The organism is Flavobacterium sp. FG19, from assembly GCF_057809475.1.
Genome location: NZ_JBMDKA010000012.1, coordinates 20914 through 38688, shown reverse-complemented (window position 1 = coordinate 38688; position 17775 = coordinate 20914). Strand labels below are relative to the sequence as shown.

13 protein-coding genes are annotated in these 17775 nt (G+C 36.7%); 3 read left to right on the top strand and 10 right to left on the bottom strand.

Going from position 1 to position 17775, the window contains the following annotated elements; genetic code table 11:
• Positions 1-235 precede the first annotated feature (235 nt).
• From ACODST_RS13195 to ACODST_RS13185, 3 genes are all read right to left on the bottom strand, one after another.
• Positions 236-3547: a DUF5107 domain-containing protein gene (locus tag ACODST_RS13195; RefSeq protein WP_488932579.1), complete on the bottom strand. Its 3312-nt coding sequence runs from the start codon at positions 3545-3547 to the stop codon at positions 236-238.
• Positions 3548-3565: 18 nt separating this feature from the next.
• Entirely contained in the window at positions 3566-4975 is a 1410-nt protein-coding gene (locus ACODST_RS13190) for a sugar porter family MFS transporter (RefSeq protein WP_488932578.1), read from the bottom strand.
• Positions 4976-5102: 127 nt separating this feature from the next.
• Positions 5103-6011: an AraC family transcriptional regulator gene (locus tag ACODST_RS13185; protein ID WP_488932577.1), complete on the bottom strand. Its 909-nt coding sequence runs from the start codon at positions 6009-6011 to the stop codon at positions 5103-5105.
• Between the two features lie 135 nt (positions 6012-6146).
• Between ACODST_RS13185 and ACODST_RS13180 the strand changes: the two genes are divergently transcribed.
• Both ACODST_RS13180 and ACODST_RS13175 read left to right on the top strand, forming a co-directional pair.
• A complete protein-coding gene (locus tag ACODST_RS13180) occupies positions 6147-7172 on the top strand; it encodes an aldose epimerase family protein (RefSeq protein ID WP_488932576.1) in 1026 nt (341 codons plus the stop codon).
• 30 nt (positions 7173-7202) lie between these two features.
• Positions 7203-9134 carry a glycoside hydrolase family 97 protein gene (locus tag ACODST_RS13175; protein ID WP_488932575.1) on the top strand — a complete coding sequence of 644 codons (1932 nt, stop codon included), beginning with the start codon at positions 7203-7205 and terminating at the stop codon, positions 9132-9134.
• A gap of 109 nt (positions 9135-9243) precedes the next feature.
• Here the strand turns inward: ACODST_RS13175 and ACODST_RS13170 are convergent, their stop codons facing one another.
• Positions 9244-9864: a hypothetical protein gene (locus ACODST_RS13170; RefSeq protein ID WP_488932574.1), complete on the bottom strand. Its 621-nt coding sequence runs from the start codon at positions 9862-9864 to the stop codon at positions 9244-9246.
• Between the two features lie 221 nt (positions 9865-10085).
• Here ACODST_RS13170 and ACODST_RS13165 point away from each other — a divergent pair, with 221 nt between their 5' ends.
• A complete protein-coding gene (locus tag ACODST_RS13165; protein WP_488932573.1) occupies positions 10086-10586 on the top strand; it encodes a hypothetical protein in 501 nt (166 codons plus the stop codon).
• A 95-nt stretch (positions 10587-10681) separates the two neighbouring features.
• Here the strand turns inward: ACODST_RS13165 and ACODST_RS13160 are convergent, their stop codons facing one another.
• The 6 genes from ACODST_RS13160 to ACODST_RS13135 form a co-directional block, all read right to left on the bottom strand.
• On the bottom strand, positions 10682-12025 hold the full coding sequence (locus ACODST_RS13160; RefSeq protein ID WP_488932572.1) for a DUF3526 domain-containing protein: 1344 nt from the start codon (positions 12023-12025) through the stop codon (positions 10682-10684).
• Position 12026: 1 nt separating this feature from the next.
• Positions 12027-13478, bottom strand: a complete 1452-nt coding sequence (locus tag ACODST_RS13155) for an ABC transporter permease (protein ID WP_488932571.1) — start codon at positions 13476-13478, stop codon at positions 12027-12029.
• Between the two features lie 5 nt (positions 13479-13483).
• Positions 13484-15784, bottom strand: a complete 2301-nt coding sequence (locus tag ACODST_RS13150; protein WP_488932570.1) for a TonB-dependent siderophore receptor — start codon at positions 15782-15784, stop codon at positions 13484-13486.
• A gap of 18 nt (positions 15785-15802) precedes the next feature.
• The gene (locus tag ACODST_RS13145; protein ID WP_488932569.1) at positions 15803-16498 is read right to left on the bottom strand and encodes an ABC transporter ATP-binding protein; all 696 of its coding nucleotides are present in this window, start codon (positions 16496-16498) and stop codon (positions 15803-15805) included.
• A 226-nt stretch (positions 16499-16724) separates the two neighbouring features.
• The gene (locus tag ACODST_RS13140; protein WP_488932568.1) at positions 16725-17075 is read right to left on the bottom strand and encodes a hypothetical protein; all 351 of its coding nucleotides are present in this window, start codon (positions 17073-17075) and stop codon (positions 16725-16727) included.
• A 154-nt stretch (positions 17076-17229) separates the two neighbouring features.
• The gene (locus ACODST_RS13135; protein WP_488932567.1) at positions 17230-17664 is read right to left on the bottom strand and encodes a DUF1810 domain-containing protein; all 435 of its coding nucleotides are present in this window, start codon (positions 17662-17664) and stop codon (positions 17230-17232) included.
• Between the last annotated feature and the right edge of the window lie 111 nt (positions 17665-17775).

Sequence of the window (17775 nt, the reverse complement as noted above, 5' to 3'; positions counted from 1 at the left end):
CTATTTTAAATTTTAAAAATCCGTGGTAATCTGCGTCTTCGCGTTAGCGAAGCCGTCTCATCTGTGTGCTATTTTTAAGATTAGTTAAAGTAACGGTTAGTCAAGTTGATTAGAAGTGAAAAAACTTATATCTACAAGGTTTAGAAAACTTTGCAGGAATGCAATCCGATTATAAAAGCAAGACCCGACAGGTTTTTAAAACCTGTCGGGTCTACTGTTAAAAATAGTTACTAACTTAAACAGAAATGGATTCCTCGTTTTTCAATAAAGATAAATGTATCGTAACTCCAGAATGGCTTTTCTCTTCAGAAAGCACAGTGGTAAAACTTTCCTCTGCCTGCATCTTTTTATCCAATCCCATAAAACCTAATCCCTGCATGTACAAACAATGAATTTTATTACGCTTGTCCAGATCATCTTCCCAGATCATTAAATCGGGTAAGGAAACAGCAAAATAATCAATGGTTACATGATCGTTTAGATGCTTTTGTCCGTAAGCAGCTAATTTTTCAAAACGTTTATTGGCTTCGGCAGGATTGTTTAATTTTAAATGAGCCAAACCTTGATAGAAAATTTTATCCGGCTGTTGGTCATTATAGAAAATTGCCGCTGTTGGTTCTTCTAATCCCTGAGTTGCTTTATGCCACCAGTTATTCGCTTCTTCTAAATTATTTTTCTTTTCAAAAGCTACTCCAAGCCAATAATGAATATCATTTTCTTGTGCGCCCGGCAGTTTTCCTTCTCCCAGATTTTCAGGATAAATTTGCGCCTGTTCTAGAAGTTCAATCGATTTATTATAATTGCCTTCAGAAATCTGTTGTTTTGCAATTTCAATTAAAGAAATAAGATATTGTCCGCTCACTTTTCCTTCACCGCCTTCCCACGGATGGAATTTTCTATTTTGCAATAAAGTCAGCGCTTTATCATGTTTGCCTAAAAGATTGTACAAAGCCACTCTTTCTAAATAAACATCATCTCTTTGGATAACCAATTCTAAATGTTTTTCTAAGAAAGCCAGTCTAAAAACCAAATCTCTGTTTAAACGTTTGTACAATTGATCCAATTCCATTAAAATTCTGGAATCTTCTACATCTAAAGAAAATGCTTTTTCTAAACTAGAAAGCGCTTTTTGCTCATCATTTAATTTATTATAGTAAGCCAATGACAAGTTTCTGTGAACAGTTGGAAATGAATCATCTATTGCCACCGATTTTTCCCAGCAAGAAATCGCATCATCATAAAATTTAGAAGCATACCAAAAGTTTCCTAAATAATACAAAGCTTTTGCATCATTCGTCTGTTTTTCAATCACTTCAGAAAGAACTAAAGCCGCTTCAATCTGATTTGGAAAACAATAATCCGGTTTTGCCTGAGAAGCCATTTGGAAACATTTTTCGGCTTGACCGAAATCATTTAACTTTTCATAAAATGAACCGGCAAAATACCAAGCCAGCGGATAGGTGTTTTCATCTTTCAGTCCTTCATTTAACAACGAAGCTGCTTCTGCATAAAAACCTGATGCATTGTAATCTAAAGCATATTCAATATAAGTATGAATGTTATTTCGAATAAGCGCATTTAGATAATCCAAATCCTTTTTATCATTGCTTAAAAGGTATTTTTCATATAATAAACCAAAATTGAAACCGTCATTTTTTAAATAACTGTTGATCAATTCAATTGCTTTTTCTTTTTGATTTAGTTTTCTAAGAAACGTCGCTTGTAGATGCACTGCTTTATGATCTTCGGTGTTTTTCGAAATGGCTTTTTTGATATGTTCCAATGCCAATTCATAATCACCTTTTAAAGCGTCAAGCTGTGCCACATAAAAATAACCTTGATTCTGCCAGGCTGCATTCCATGTTGATTTGTAAAAAGCATCGTAAGCCTGTTCATTTTTGTTTTGATATTTAAGACAAAGCCCTAAATTAAAATAAGCCTCACCATCATACGGATTCGGATTTCGTTGTATCAGCGTTTTTATAGCCGCTCTGAAATAAGGTTCGCTTTCTGCAAATTTTGCTCTTCGCATTAGCCATAATCCCATAGCGTTATTGCATCGGACATCACCAGAATCGCGTTTTAAAGCTTCTTCGTAATACGGAATCGGACTGTAAGTAGCGTGTCTGTATTGTTCTAAATGCTGTGCAGTCAGGAACAATTGTTCGTTGTTTTCAATGTCTTCCGGAGCAAGTGCAGGTTTAGCCGCTTCTGGGATTTCGTCTTCATTTTGCCCTTCATACATCCAGTCAACTAAAACTTTGTTAGCTGCATCGGTTACAGAAATCGATAAGCCTTCTAAAGAAACATTAGCAAAATCAATAGTTTCTTCAAATGAATTGTTTGGAGAAGCATCGTACTGTTTTTGTAATAAAACAACATCATTGTTTTTTAAAGTAACGGTTGTTTTAGGATAAACACCTGTTGTATAAGTTTTAATTACTAATTTATCATTTATGCTTTCCAGATTAACCATCGCATTTTTGGTAGCATTTTTAACGATACCCAAATCGCGGTACGGCATAAAATATTGTGTGAATTCCTTTTGTTCACCCGGCATAATCCAGGTAAAATCAGGCTGATTGTCTGTGTAAACACCACACATCAATTCGATGTACGGACCATCTTCATCAGTAAGGTTGCGATCCCACGCGCGTCCGAAATCGCCATGTCCCCAAGTCCATTGTTTTTTTCCTGGCGAAACATGATGATTGGCAACGTGAAGCAATCCGCCTTTCGAATCATTTTCGTAACCGCCCACAAAATTGTATTTGGATGCAATTGCCATATAAGAGGTAGGAACCGGAATATTTTTGTAACGAGAAATATCAGTTCCCGGAGAATAATCTACTTTGTAATAGGTTCCTTTTGCAATTGGGAAAGAGGAAACATCGCGTTTGCCATGATCAAAAACAGCATTTACATCTGGCGGAAAAACCGACTGATAATCGTCGTTTACTTTAACTGCAGGATTGGCCCACCATAAAAAAGTCTGTGGGAATGATGTTCTATTGTACAATTGTGCTTTGATTTCCAAGTAAGCTTTGTCAGGATATAATCTAAAACCAGCCATACCTTTTGTTCTAAACATACGCTCGACTTCACTGCACCAAACGGTTGCGCTTCCGTCTTCATGTTCTTCGATTTTAAAATCAACAGGATCAAAAGTGGTTGGTCTATGGTGCTGCGGCCAGTTAAACTCAATTCCGCCAGAAATCCAAGGGCCTGTAAGTCCAACAAGTGCAGGTTTTACCACCTGATTGTAATACACAAAATGACGTTTTTTGGTTTTGTCATACGCCATGTGCACACGTCCGCCCAATTCAGGCAGGATCATTATTTTAACAAATTCGTTTTCAAGGTAAACGGCTTGGTATTCTTTGTTGGTTTTTTCGTCAGCGATTTTTTCAATAACCGGATAAGGATATACAGATCCGTTACTTCCCTGATAAACTCTTTTCTCAATAAATACAGGATTTTTTTCAGGTTTGCCCACCTCATAAGTTGGCAGGATTATTTTTTCCTTCCAAACATTTACTTTTTGCATGATGTAATGAAATTTAAATTATTGAATATTCTTTGATTCCTTATCAGAAGCCATAAGTTTTTCAATCTCTTCGAGACTTTTGTTTTTGGTTTCAGGAAGTTTTCTAGATACAAACCAGAATCCTAATGCACAGATGATTCCGTAGATCCAGAAAGTTCCGGATGTGCCAAGGTATTCGTTGAAGATTGGAAATGTTTGTACTAAAAGTGCAGATGCAATCCAGAGTGCAAATGTGGCTACAGACATCGCAACACCTCTGATTCGGTTAGGGAAAATTTCAGATAAAATAACCCAGGTAATAGGAGCAAGGGACATTGCATAAATAGCAATCGCTAATAATACCAGTAATAACAATGGGAAACCCGTTACATTGGTATAGTAAAAATACCCCAATAAAGCATAAATAATGGCAAGCGAAGCAGAACCAAAAAGCATTAGTTTTTTACGTCCCAGTTTATCTACAGTTCCCATAGCAACCAAAGTAAAAACCAGATTGATGCTTCCAGTAATTACAATATTCATAAACAAATCATTGATGCTGTAACCTGCTGAAACAAAGATTTCCTGAGCATAGTTAAAGATAATGTTGATACCACACCATTGCTGAAAAGCAGCTAAAACAATTCCAATAACTAAAATTGGCAAAGCTTTTTTGTCAAACAGCATTTTAAAATCGGTACCTTCTTTTTCTTCAGTAAAAGTTTCCTTGATGGTTGCAATTGCTTCTTTGGCGTAGGACAATCCTCCGATTTTTGTTAAAGTGCTTTCAGCTTTTTCATGACTGCCTTTTTTTGCCAGATATCGAGGACTCTCAGGAATTAAAAACATTAAAATAAAGAAGAGTACTGCAGGGAAAAATCCTGCCCAAAACATCCATCTCCAGCCCGTTTGTCCGTTCCATGAAGCTAAAATCTGTGCAGGAGAATAATCAGGAGGAATCACTTCTGTAATGAGCATATTGGTAATTTGCGCAGCCAAAATTCCGATAACAACCGTTAATTGGTTAATGGAAACAAATAACCCACGGGTTTCCTGTGGGGCAATTTCTGCAATATATAAAGGCGAAATAGTAGAAGCAATCCCGATTCCGACACCGCCAATAATACGCCAGATGATAAATACAGTAAAAGTTTCTGAAGCTCCGGTTCCAAGAGCACATAAGGAGAATAATACTGCGGCAACGATCAGGATAGGACGTCTTCCGTAACTATCGGCCAATTTTCCCGCAACGGCTGCTCCTGCAACACAGCCTACAAGGGCACTGCTCATTGCCCAGCCTTGCAAAGCCGGAGAATTTGTAATGCCAAAATAAAGTTCGTAAAATGGTTTTGCACCACCTATTACAACCCAGTCGTAACCAAAGAGTAATCCACCCAATGCTGCGACAAGGCTGATTGATAGTAAAAAGGTATAATTATAGTTTTTCATAAAAAGGTTTTATAGCTTTTGTAAAATTAGCGGAATAGGAACCTTTGATTTATGGATATTTTTTTTGAATAGATGGATTATAATCTGATTTTTTGAACGTCTGCGTTAAAATACGAAAACAATTGCGCTACTGTTTATATTCTGTGCGATATTGTATAGGTGAAGTGCTCATTACTTTTTTAAACAAACGAGAGAAATATAACGGATCATTAAAGCCTAAATTAAAACTGATCTCTTTTATGCTCATAGTCGTAAAACTGAGATACTGACAGGCTTTCTGCATTTTTAAATAGTTGAAATAATGTATAGGAGAATAGCCGGTCTGCTTCTTGAATAAGGTGAAAAAATGAGAAGGCGAATAATTAAAATAAGCCGCCACATCGTTTATTTTTAAGGATATATCCAAATGTTTTTTCATGTAATCAATAGCCGATTCAATAGTATTATCCTCTGAAAATTTTCGGTTCTTTTGAATGAAATATTTCTCGTACAAAAAAGTATTCAGTAGCTGCCATAACGAAAGATTCGCAAATTGCAGATTGCTGGCGCTGTAACCGTCTTCCATAACATCTAATATGTTTTCAAACAGTTCGATACGTCTTTCTTCAAGAGATAGCTGAGGTGCAGAATCTGGAAATTCGGTTATGAATTTATCGTAAAAATGAGTTGCCTGAGATCCTGTAAAATGAATCCAGTAAATACTCCACGGATTTTGTTTTAAAGCATAATAATCATGTGCAACTTCGGGAGGTATAATATAAAAGGTGTTGGCTTTTAGTGTTATCGTTTTATTTTCTTTACTGATGATACCTTCACCTTTATAACAATAAATCAATATGTATTGTTTGCTGCCGTGTTTTCTTTTCATGGAATGATGGCTTGCATTTGGAAAAACACCAATGTCTGTAAAGTACAAACTTGCGATAAGCGGATTCTTTTTGATAATCGAAAGTATGTTTTTTGGAATTACAATCATTCGTTGTCCCAAAAAACCTTCTTTGACTTTTATCTTTTCTTTTTGTGCTGAATTTTTCATTGCCTTGATCGTGTTTTTCAAATATCGTAATTTAATCCATGCTTTCACAAAAAAAGTCCATTTTGAGAATAATAATCAAAACTAAATTTGAAAAACTATACTAACCTTAATCTTTCTAATCATTTTTAAAACCATATGAATTCCTTAAATAGTATTGTTTGTGAACCTTTTGGCCAATACGGCGGAAAGGAAATTTTCAAATTTAAAATTACAAATGTTCATAGTAATACTATTGAACTATTGAATTATGGAGCCATAGTAAAATCCATAATGATGCCTGATAATTTTGGAAATAGAGAAAATATAGTTTTAGGATTTCCCACTTTAGAAGGCTATGTTAAAGATCAGGCTTATATAGGAGCAACAGTTGGTCGTTTTGCCAACAGAATTAATAATGCGGCATTTTCTATCGAAAATAATACTTACTATCTCGATAAAAACGATGGTAAAAACAATAATCATAGTGGTTGGGCTGGATTTAATAACAAAGTGTTTGATTTTATTGTAGAAGAAGATGCCGTAATTTTTATGCTTGAAAGCCAAGACGGAGAAGGAGGTTTTCCGGGAAATTTGAAAACCAAAGTAACCTATCAATGGACTGATAAAAACGAATTGAAAATTGTTTTTTGGGCTGAAGCCGATGAAGCAACGCCTTTAAATTTTACGAACCATTCTTACTTTAATTTGTCAGGCTGTAAAGAAAAAATTCAGCAGCATAACCTAAAAATTCAGGCAGATAAAATACTGGAAAGTACAGAAGATTATATTCCGACAGGGGAAATTCTAGATGCTGGACAATATTCTTTTGAAGGTCAAAAATTAAGAGATGTTATGAAAGATGGTGGTCTGAATACCTATTACATTTTTGACAAAAATAAAACAGTCGAAAGTGCTGTTTGTGAATTGTCTGATGAAAAATCAGGAAGAATAATGCGGGTTTACACTTCGTATCCCGGCGTGCAGCTGTATACAGGGGATTATTTGAACAGCAATGTAATTGGCGAACATTCTAAACTTTATACTTCTTTTGACGGACTCTGCTTAGAATGCCAATATTTTCCTGACAGCCCGAATCATCCTCATTTTCCTAATACCATATTCAAATCAGGAGAAGTTTACAATGAAACAATTGTATACACTTTTGATATTCTAAAAAAATAAATTCTAACTATCACCTCTAATAACTATATAATGAAAAAAATGTTTCCTAACCGAATTTTAAGTTTGCTGTTGCCCGCAGTATTTTTTGTATTAACGAGCTGTGTCGCCCAAAATGAAGAGCTTTCATTAAAATCAAAAGATAATCTCAATAAAATCAGTTTGTCTTTGACCAAAGACGGAAAATTATCATACAAGGTTTTCCGTAAAGATAAAACCATAATCGAAGATTCACCGCTTGGACTTGTTTTTGAAAATCAGGATTTTTCGTCAGGATTGGCTGTTGAAAAAGTTTCGGCTACAGAAGAAAAGCGTGAAAAATATGAACTTAAAGTAGCCAACAATAAAGTGGCAGATCATGTTTTTAAAAGTAAAAGTATTGCATTCAAAAACAAACAAGGCACTATCATGACAATTGATTTAATTGCCGGCGAACAAGGAGTTGCTTTTAGATACCGATTTGTTGATAAAGAAAACGAAACCCGAATCCTTAAAAAGGAATTGACCGGATTTCATATCGATCAGAAAGCAAAAGGATGGTTACAGCCTTACAACAAAGCGGGAGATTATACTCCAGGTTATGAGGATTTTTATATTAATGTAAAACCTGGAGATCCAATAAACGGTGCCAGAGGAGAATCGGTTGGGTGGTGCATGCCGGCACTTTTTAATGTAAATAATGCTCAAAATTGGGTTTTAATTGCTGAATCAGGGACAGACGGATCATTTCCGGGCTGTCATTTAAATCCAGATTCTAAAGACGGAATGTACAGCATTGCTTTCGCCAAAAATGATGAAAAATTTACACTGCCTTTGCCAGATAAAGGAGTTGCTTACCCACAGTCAAACCTGCCTTGGACAATGCCTTGGAGAGTGATTATGATTGGTGATAAAGCAGGAGATATTTTATTATCAACCATGATTACTGATTTAGCTCCGGCTTCTAAAATTACAGATACTTCCTGGATTGAAACAGGAAAAGCGGCTTGGTCATGGTGGTCGCATCCTGAAGATTTTACGCCGGAAATGTATAAAAAGTTTACTGATGTTTCGGCTTCATTCGGGTTTAAATACACGCTTTTTGATGCCGGTTGGGAAAAAGCCAATAAAGAAGGAAAAATTATTGATCATGCTTTATCTAAAGGAGTTAAGCCTTTGGTTTGGGGATATTCAGCAGAATATTTTGATCCTGAAAAAAGAAAGAAAAGATTCAAAGAATTAGCTGATATGGGCGTAAAAGGCGTTAAAATCGATTTTTGGTGTTCAGACAGACAAGAAGTAATGGCAACGCTTCAATCGGTTTTTGAAGATGCGGCTAAAGAACATTTATTGGTAAACCTGCACGGAACAACTATGCCGAGAGGCTGGCACAGAACATGGCCAAATTTTGTAACAGCAGAAGCTATTTTAGGAACTGAAAGTTATTTTTACGAGCCAAGATTCCCGGAAAAAGCAGCAGAACAAAATACAGTATTGCCTTTTACGAGAAACGTAGCAGGACCAGCTGATTATACGCCATTTGCTTTGACTTTTAGAAAATATACTCGTTTAAATACAGCAGCTCACGAATTGGCTATGGCTATGATTTATACTTCGGGAATTATCCATTTTGCCGATTCAGAAGAGGTTTTTGCTTCGCTTTCAGACGATCTTAAAAATCTGTTTAAAGAAATGCCAGCTAGTTGGGATAAAACAGAATGTATTATTGGCGAGCCTGGGAAAGCAATAGTTTTGTCACGTCAAAAAGATAATTTAAATTATATAGTGGGAATAAATGGTACCAATACTTCACAACCTATAACAATTGATTTGAAGAAATATGCTAAAGGTTTTTCTAAATTCAAGATTATCTCTGAAGGCAAAGATCCGTTAATGGAATTTAAAGTGGAGTCTTTTCCTGTAACATCAAAATGGCAGTATAATTTAGCGCCTAAGGGTGGGTTTATTATACAGTTTATAAAGTAATATTTTAAATCAGTTCTAAAAAAAATGCCAGGCCTGCAAAGTTTTATAAAGCTTTGCAGGCCCGGCTTATAGTATTCCGGGTAATCCGGATTGTGATTCAACACGAAAACTAGTTGATAATTAAACTTACTTTCTGAGACAAGCTTTTGGCCAGCTGTGGTGTTTCTTCATTCGTGATTACCCACGGAATCAGTTTCTTTTTTTCTATAATTTTTTCTTTGGAATAAACCAGATTAAAATAGTCAGCTGGTTTATGAATATCTTTTTCCGTTTCCGGAAGTTCCTCGTAATAATAACGGGAGTTTTTTAAAGAAGGGTATTTGTTGAGCAAATAATCATTCAGCACATAAGGAGTGCCATGTTTGTGTAAATCTTCCCGGGAAATAGCAGTTATTGTGAGTTCTTTAATCGTTAGTTTTAAACTGCGGTAGGTATCTCTGGGAATCGAAAAGTCAGAAGGTTTTGGTTTTCCTTTTTCAGACAGCTGACGGATAACTGAAAGGCGTACATAATCGCCGTTGATTTCAGTAACCTTAAAAATGTAATACTTCTTTTCAGAATTCTCACTTCCGTTTGGATCGGTTTGTTTGCTAAAAAGAAGACTTCCCATCTGTAATCTGTGTTCAGGACTTTCCATTGCTTTTTTCCATTGGTATGGTTTGTACACAATTTCCCTAAAAGCATAAAAAGCTGCCAGAAACACAATGCTTACTATAAGTATCTTTTTCATTAAATTTTAAGTTGAGGCGTATATTTTACCTGTTTGAAATTTTTGCTAAAAATAGTAAAATACCAATGCGTTTCTTTAAAAAGGAGTACTATTTTTATGTTATTTAATTTTAGGAGAAATATAATCTGTAAAGCCTTATTATGGCGGATAATTAATCTATATCTGAATTAAAAATTAGGTATGTTTGACTACAGATAAAGAAATAAATAATACCAGAAATAATGTTTGAAGATAAAATAACAGAACATTTCGAATCCGTTTGGGTTAAAAGGAATATTGAACCTTCTATTGGTGAAATACTGACAAAAGAAGAAGTTTTGATCCTTTCTTCTGTGGGTTTACCCAATACTATTATGGATTTTCAATTTACGGATGAGATTGTTTGGGTATCTGATTCAGAAATTAAAATAGGAAGCCGTTCCGATTCAGATACTATCGTTTTAGATCTGAACTCGCGAAATATTCTGAAGGCCGGGAATAAAATGTTTATTGCTGCCTCTTTGTATCATTTTGTTCAGCAGCTGTATGTATATGATTATTTATGGCAGAAGGTTATTCCGGGTCAGGATTTGGGAAATTACAGAGAGAATTCCAATCATAAAAAATACGCCCGTTTTCTTGAAGATAAACTGCTGGAGATAGACGCAGACCTGCTGAAAAGAGATAACGGCTATTTTTGGGGTTCCTTTATAGAAGATATTGAATTCGGAATAACAGGCTGAAATTATACAAGCTGTAGAAAAATGAAGGGTTCGCAAAGCTTTATATAAAACTTTACGAACCCGTTGTTTTTACCCAATCAATGCTTAAAAAAAAGTTAAGAAAAACGACGATAATTACGCCATCCAAAACCTATCAGCAGTATAATAAAAAAGAACAGCGGCAGAAATGCTTTTGTAAAACGGACCGGAGTATTATCTTTAAAAGTTTCTACCTTAAAATTATCCCATTTTTGTTCGCCCACAGGGGAATTTTCAAAGATTTCAGGATAAAAATGCAGACGCAGCCTTTCATGGAAGCGCTGTGTTTCCTTTAAAAACAAAAGCTGGTTTCGCAAATCTGATTTCGCTATTTCATTGAGCTGAATCTGTGTGTGCAGTGTTGGAATAAACTGAGCGATTAGTTCGCTGGCACGGTTGCGCTGTTCCAGTTTTGCTTCGAGTTCTTTAGACTGAACAGCAGATTCATCGTCGCCCATTTGCTGCATGGCATAATACCAGAGCCAACTGAATTCGGTATCCGGCAGTGTATATTTTTTAAACTGCGGATAATGTTTACAGAATTTATCCATTGTTTCCTGCTTGTCCATATCCCATTTTTCATGGTAGGCATTTCGCTGGATAAGGGTTAATTCCAGAGCTTCGGGAACCTTATATTTATTGATGATATAGGTATTGATTCCCGCAGGAAGAATAATAATCAGAAACAGCCAGATAGTGAGCAGAATAACAGCATTAAAGTTAGAATTCTTCTGTAAAGAAACAATAAAAAAACAGACAGCAAACCAGAACAGTATATATAAAACCGAAAGTCCGTAAAACAAAACAAACGCTTTATCTATCGGAATCTGTAAAAATATAACAGCAGTCAGCAGCAGTATAGTCATTAGCCCGATAAGACTTAAAATACGTACATAAAACAGTTTCAGAATGTATAAAAACGTATTTCTGCTCTGTACCACTACAATTTTCCAGGTTCCTGATTCTTTTTCTTCGGAAATAAGATTATATGAAAAAGCAATAATCAGCAGCGGAAAGAGATAGAGAAGTACAAAACTAAAGTCAATATTTCCGGATAAGAGATTACTCGGATTATTGAGTTCCGAATCGTATTTCTGAGCTTCAAGTCCGCGGATGGTAACACTCTGAATCGACGGGTTTACATCACGCTGTCCAATAGCCAGACTATTTACAGGCAGCGTTGTATTGACCAGCGAAAATTTAATATAGTAGAGCAGAAGCCCGATTTCGTCTTTATGAAAAGCAGCATTTCGGGCAATATGTTCTTTTTGATATACGGCAGCCTCGTTAATACTGTTTTGCTGTTTTTCCTGAAACTGACGTCCGATTAAGAGGCTTATAAAACCAATGATCAATAAAAAAAGCAAACCAATTTTGGTACCTTTTGAACGTATAAAATTTTTAAATAAGAGTACTAACATATTAGATGGCTTTTAGGTTTTTAGCAGCAATCCTGATAAAAACAAACAGGAGGATTACCCATAAAAGAATAGAAATAACAGAGACCATTTCGGTTTTTAGAACTTTGCCTATGGTTTTGGGTTCATAATGAAACTCCTCAACGTCTGCCCAGTGTTCTTTGCCAATTGTAAGCGGTTTGTCATTAGGTCCGGGTTTTTTATTACTGATGTATTGAATCTGCAGTGCGTTCATTTTCTGAGCCATATGATAACGATAGGTTTCGGCCTGTTTCTGAAAATCGATATACGAATCATAATCAGTATTGGACAATCCCATTGAAAGGTTTTTTATGGCGATATACGGATTTAAGAAAGAAACGACTTTAGAAAAACGGTTCTGTCTGTCGTAAATTTTTAGAAGATTTTCTAAATGGGTATTGTAGATTTTCGAACTGATTTTCTCACCCTCGGTCATAATAAAACCTGAATAATTAAAAGGAAGTTTTTGTACGGAATCGACTTTGTAAACCCGCAGTAAAGAATCTTTTATCGCTTTATAATGCAAATCATTTGGGTTGTGGCTGTCTCCTTGTTTTAAAATGTCTTTCTCAATATCGCTGTTAAACTTAATCTTTGAAGGAGCTTCATACAAATAGGCCCCGACAGCCTGAGTTGTTCGCGGCAGAATAATGGTTAGGATAAGCCAGGTCCCGATTAAAGAAATCAATGCTTTTTTGGATGTTTTGCTGAAGGCCGAAACCAGAACCGCTATGACTGCGAAAAACAGCAGGTACAAAAAATGAAATACTATAAATAACAGCATTTTGTAAGTCTCATCGGCTGTAATACTAAAGTTTTGAAGCCCTGACCAAATCACAGTTAAAACTATAAGGGTGGGAACAAAAAGCAGCAGAATGACTGCGGCAATTCCCAGGATTTTACCCCATAAAAGCTGTTTCCAGCTGATGCCCTGAGTTAAAAGGATTTTTAAAGTTCCGTTTTCCCTTTCGTAAGCCACAGAGTTAAACCCAATGAAAAAGATCAGCAGAGGCATTAAAACCTGCAATACCATAGCGATACTGATTTCGCCGAAACGCAGCATACTGCTGGAGAATCCGGCTTCTGAGAAATTCGCGGTGTTTTGTTTGTGTGCTTCCAGAAAAACAGCATTCCCGAAAAAAGGTTCCATTCCAAATTCAAAAACACTTAAGGAAGTACTTTTCCGGAAAGCAAAATTCCCGTAATGTGCCATTCGGTGCGGATTTTTATCCGGATTTTTAAGCCAGTCTTCACGGGACTGATGCTGGTATTTTTCGCTCGTTTCGTTTTGGGTTTTGTAATTGTCCCAGCCCGAATAAGCTGCAAATAAAAGCAGCAGGCCAATCAATGACATCATAATATAAAGAGCCGGATTTTTAAAAACAGCATTTTTAAAATGCCGGGCAATAAGGAGTTCAGATTGTAATATTTTCATATAAATTAAAATTTATAAGTTACAGTAAGGCTTGCATTTCTGGGGCTTCCCGGAAACAAACGCAGATAATTCTGCGCCCCAAGCCAATACGTTTTGTTTAGTAAATTACCTGCATTTACAGCAGCCTGCACGTTACTGCCGCTTGGTTTGTAAAATAAGGCCGCGTCAAAAATGGTAAAATCTGGCAGTGTAAAATCTCTGGTAAACCAGGGTATTTTACTGCTTTGGTACTGCATTCCGATTCCAATTCCAAGGTCTTTTAAAGCCGAGTCCGCTTTAAAGTTGTATCGCGTCCACAAATTGGCGCTGTTTTTTGGCGTATTTTGTTTTCGGGCTCCAATTAAGTCCGGATTACTGTCCTGCCTGATTTCGGCATCGATATAACTGTAAGAAGCATTAATCTGCCAGTCGGGTGTAATGTAACCTGCCAGATCACATTCAAAACCACGGCTTCTTTCAGCTCCTCTGGTTACAAGTAAATCTGGGTTTACCGGATCATTGGCATTCATGAGGATATTTCTCTGGTTAATTTCATAAACCGCAGCATTAAAACTCATCGAATTATTGAAAAAAGTAGTTTTGATGCCGGCTTCTTTTAAATCACTTTCAAGCGGATCAAATAAGCTTCCGGCCGGAAGTGAACCTGTCTGCGGCATTAAAGTTACGGTATTCGACTGCGGCTGATAACCTTCGAGATAAGTAGTGTAAACATTAACGGCACTGTTTACATCATAGGTAATTCCAATTCTGGGCAGTAAAGCCGATTTTTTGACTTTAAGTTCGTTATTGGTTTCGTAATTCGTAATGTCTTCAAACCATTCGTTTCGCAGCCCCAGTAAAAAGGTAAATTTTTCCCATTGAATCTGATCCTGAATATACAGGGCATTAGTAGTTGTAAGTGCTGATGGCAGCGCAGTTCTGATATTTAAAGTATAATCTTCCGGACTTGTAAGACGATAAAGAGGATCGTTCAGGTTAAAGTATTCAACATTAGGCTTTGGAAGCACAACGCCATCAATCGTAATGGTCTGATAACTGGAAGCATTGGCAGGAACGAAGGAACCTGCGACTGTTCCGTCTTTCAGCTGATAACCTCTGGCAGCATTTTGTCCACCGCCTTTATTTTTATTCCAGCTGCTTAAATCATAACCTGTTAGTAATTTATGTTTAAGTTTTCCGGTTTGTAAATCAAAATTAAAATAAGCACTCAGATTGTCAATATCCCAGTTTTGCTGACGCTGTACAAACTGCATCATGGCGAGGCTCGTTACAGGCTGATTGTTCATGTCGACGGCAAAAGCATTCGTGGTTCTGTGTTCCTGCAGGTCTTCAGTCCAGGTTTGTTTCATGTACGACACATTAAAAGCGGTTTTGGAGCTGAATTTATGGGCGAAGTTCGTCATCAGGATCATTTCTTTAGATGCAAAGAAATCACCGGGAGCTCCCAGATTCAGGCTGATTGGGCTTTTATTTAAGCTGGTCTTTCCCGCAACGGCACCAAAAATAGGCTGTCCTCTGTCCAGAACTCCATTCATATCGCTCAGGATTAATTCTGTGTTAATAGCTGTTTTTTCGTTCGGGATATAACTGAAAGAAGGGGAGAAGAGGAATGATTTATTGTTTACCAGGTCACGAAACGATTTGGCCTGCTGATAAGCGCCGTTTACGCGATATAAAAGCGTTTTAGATTCATTTAATGGTCCTGTAAAATCTAAGGTTCCGCGTAAAGTACTGAAACTGCCGGCACTTAAACTGACTTCTTTTCGGTCAGCAGCCAGAGGTTTTTTGGTCACCATGTTAATACTTCCGCCCGGATCAACAGAAGAGAAGGTGGCACTGGACGGGCCTTTGATTACTTCCACACGCTCGATATTGCTTGTTAAAGGCTGTAAAAAATAGTACTGGCGGGTTCGCATTCCGTTAATAATCTGACCTTCTTCATTCTGGCTGATACCACGAATCGTGTACTGGTTGTAATAACTGGCCGGAATAACACCACTGGACATTTTTACGGCATCGGCCAGATAAAAAGCTCCTTTATCAGCAATTAATTCTTTGGTAATGGTCGATATCGACTGTGGAATGTCTTTATTTAAAGCAGCAGTTTTGGTTGCGGCAAAGGAATAATCGCTGTTGTACTTTCTGGTCGAACGGCCTATGATTTCTACCGTCTGCAATTCATTGTTCTGCATAGGTGTCTTAACAGAGTCCTGAACAAGACTGTCTTTGGGTCTGCTGTTTACTACCTGTGATTTGGCCTGATACAATCCGGCTGTTGTAAATAAAAGGAGAAATACTTTTTTCATTTGAAATTGCTTTTCCTTTTAAACCGTTTGTAAATAGAGATCTTCCAGTTCGCTGGCCGAGATTTTATCGGCTTCGATTACGGTTACCAGATTGCCTTGTTTCATGATCCCGATATGCGAAGCCACTTCCCGGGCACGGAAAATATCATGTGTGGCCATTAAAATAGCCGTTCCGTCTGCCGAAAGCTCTTTAAGGATCTGCGAAAATTCATTAGAAGCTTTCGGATCCAGACCGCTTGTAGGTTCGTCCAGCAGCAGTACTTTGGCTTTTTTAGCAATCGCAATAGCAATGCCTACCTTTTGGCGCATTCCTTTTGAATAACCGCCTAAATACTGATCGTGTGCGGAAGCCTGCAGCCCGGCTTTGTTTAAAAAATAGGTCAGTTCTCCCAAAGAATATTTAAATCCCGCCAGTGACGAAAAGAATTTCAGGTTTTCAAGTCCGGTAAGGTTGGGATATAACATTACTGTTTCCGGAATATAGGCGATTAGTTTTTGGGTTTCCTGATGATGGGCTGTAACCGAAATAGTATTGATTTCCAGTTCTCCCGAAGTTGGCGTAATAAAACCAAGGAATAAATTGATGGTAGTAGTTTTTCCGGCTCCGTTCTGCCCCAAAAGAGCAAAGATTTCGCCTTCGTTAATGGTTAAGTTCAGGGCATTCAAAGCCGTGTAATCGACATATTTTTTGGTCAGATTTTTTGCTGTAAGCATCGTTTTTTAAGTATTTGGATAAGTGATTTTTTGAAACAGAAATAAAAACGTTCAGCCTTTTATAAAGATTATAAAGGCCTTAATAGTGTTTTAATTTAAAAAAGGGAGTTTTACCACAGGAATGACTGAAGCTGACCGGACGGTATCAGATCAAAAACAGACATAAATCCGTATTTTCTTTTATGCAGAAGCAATAAAAGAAACTGAAATAAGGAAATGCGGTAAATTACAGGAATGCCGGAGGGGCACGAAGGGCAAACAAACTGCCCTTGAAAAATATGGAGGAAACCTCAGGATAAAAGAAAACAGGTGAGGTTTCGACCCTGCTTTTTTGAAATATTACAGTTTCAAAAGAAAGAGGAATAAAAGTACTAAAAGTAAAATGACAGATATGACAATTAGCATCAACAGAATGACTATGTGTGATCTCTTTCTGTCCCTGAGTATAATGATGATGACAGTGTTCTTCTGAAGCCTGTCTGAAAATATGCTCGTAAGAATGGACCGTTTGGAACAGCATGGCGAACAATACTGCAAACGACATTAAAAAGTTTACAACAACAATTTTCTTTTTCATCAGGTGGCATTTCTGCTGCGTTTTATTTAAGCGGCTGATCCTGACTTAAATAAACGCAACAGCGTTGCAAATATAGATATCTTAATTTAAAAAGCCGTAAAATCAGGTTTATTTTTTTAAACTAAACTGCTCAGTAAAGCAGTATTTACGGGATTTATAAATTATTGTACAATAACTGCAGGGTATGAAAATCAGAAGATCCGTCAAAGTATTTATACAATACATCCTGAAAAACAGGTTCTGTATTCTGGATACTGGCAAACAGTGTCATACAGGATTTTAGTTTTTCAATATCGGTGGTGCCAAAAATATCAGAAACAGTTTTTTCTTCATTTTTGATAAGTTCGGCGGTAATTTCTATGAGATGTTTTCCTAAAATAGGATGTTCCAGAAAAGCAATCGCCTCATCGGCATTTTTGATTTCGTAGAATTTAGAATTATCACTGGAACCCATTCCTTTGATCTGCGGAAATATAAACCACATCCACGGAGATTCCTTTTTACCTTTTTTAATTTCCTCAAGTGCCGTTAGATACAATTTGTTTTGCGCATCTAAAAAGCGTAGTAGTCCATTCGTATTATAAGCCATTGTTTACTGATATTAATTTGGGGGTATCAGGTCATAAAACTACTGAAAATATGTTTAGTTGTACATTATGAAATCTTTTTTTTACTGCTATTTTTTTTAGATATTGGGGAC

What these genes read in the sequence shown, in the direction of transcription:
- ACODST_RS13135 (WP_488932567.1), bottom strand. Translation starts at nt 17,664, where the DNA reads ATGGCTTATAATACGAATGGACTACTACGCTTTTTAGATGCGCAAAAC.
- ACODST_RS13175 (WP_488932575.1), top strand. Translation starts at nt 7,203, where the DNA reads ATGAAAAAAATGTTTCCTAACCGAATTTTAAGTTTGCTGTTGCCCGCA.
- ACODST_RS13190 (WP_488932578.1), bottom strand. Translation starts at nt 4,975, where the DNA reads ATGAAAAACTATAATTATACCTTTTTACTATCAATCAGCCTTGTCGCA.
- ACODST_RS13150 (WP_488932570.1), bottom strand. Translation starts at nt 15,784, where the DNA reads ATGAAAAAAGTATTTCTCCTTTTATTTACAACAGCCGGATTGTATCAG.
- ACODST_RS13155 (WP_488932571.1), bottom strand. Translation starts at nt 13,478, where the DNA reads ATGAAAATATTACAATCTGAACTCCTTATTGCCCGGCATTTTAAAAAT.
- ACODST_RS13170 (WP_488932574.1), bottom strand. Translation starts at nt 9,864, where the DNA reads ATGAAAAAGATACTTATAGTAAGCATTGTGTTTCTGGCAGCTTTTTAT.
- ACODST_RS13180 (WP_488932576.1), top strand. Translation starts at nt 6,147, where the DNA reads ATGAATTCCTTAAATAGTATTGTTTGTGAACCTTTTGGCCAATACGGC.
- ACODST_RS13145 (WP_488932569.1), bottom strand. Translation starts at nt 16,498, where the DNA reads ATGCTTACAGCAAAAAATCTGACCAAAAAATATGTCGATTACACGGCT.
- ACODST_RS13195 (WP_488932579.1), bottom strand. Translation starts at nt 3,547, where the DNA reads ATGCAAAAAGTAAATGTTTGGAAGGAAAAAATAATCCTGCCAACTTAT.
- ACODST_RS13165 (WP_488932573.1), top strand. Translation starts at nt 10,086, where the DNA reads ATGTTTGAAGATAAAATAACAGAACATTTCGAATCCGTTTGGGTTAAA.
- ACODST_RS13160 (WP_488932572.1), bottom strand. Translation starts at nt 12,025, where the DNA reads ATGTTAGTACTCTTATTTAAAAATTTTATACGTTCAAAAGGTACCAAA.
- ACODST_RS13140 (WP_488932568.1), bottom strand. Translation starts at nt 17,075, where the DNA reads ATGAAAAAGAAAATTGTTGTTGTAAACTTTTTAATGTCGTTTGCAGTA.
- ACODST_RS13185 (WP_488932577.1), bottom strand. Translation starts at nt 6,011, where the DNA reads ATGAAAAATTCAGCACAAAAAGAAAAGATAAAAGTCAAAGAAGGTTTT.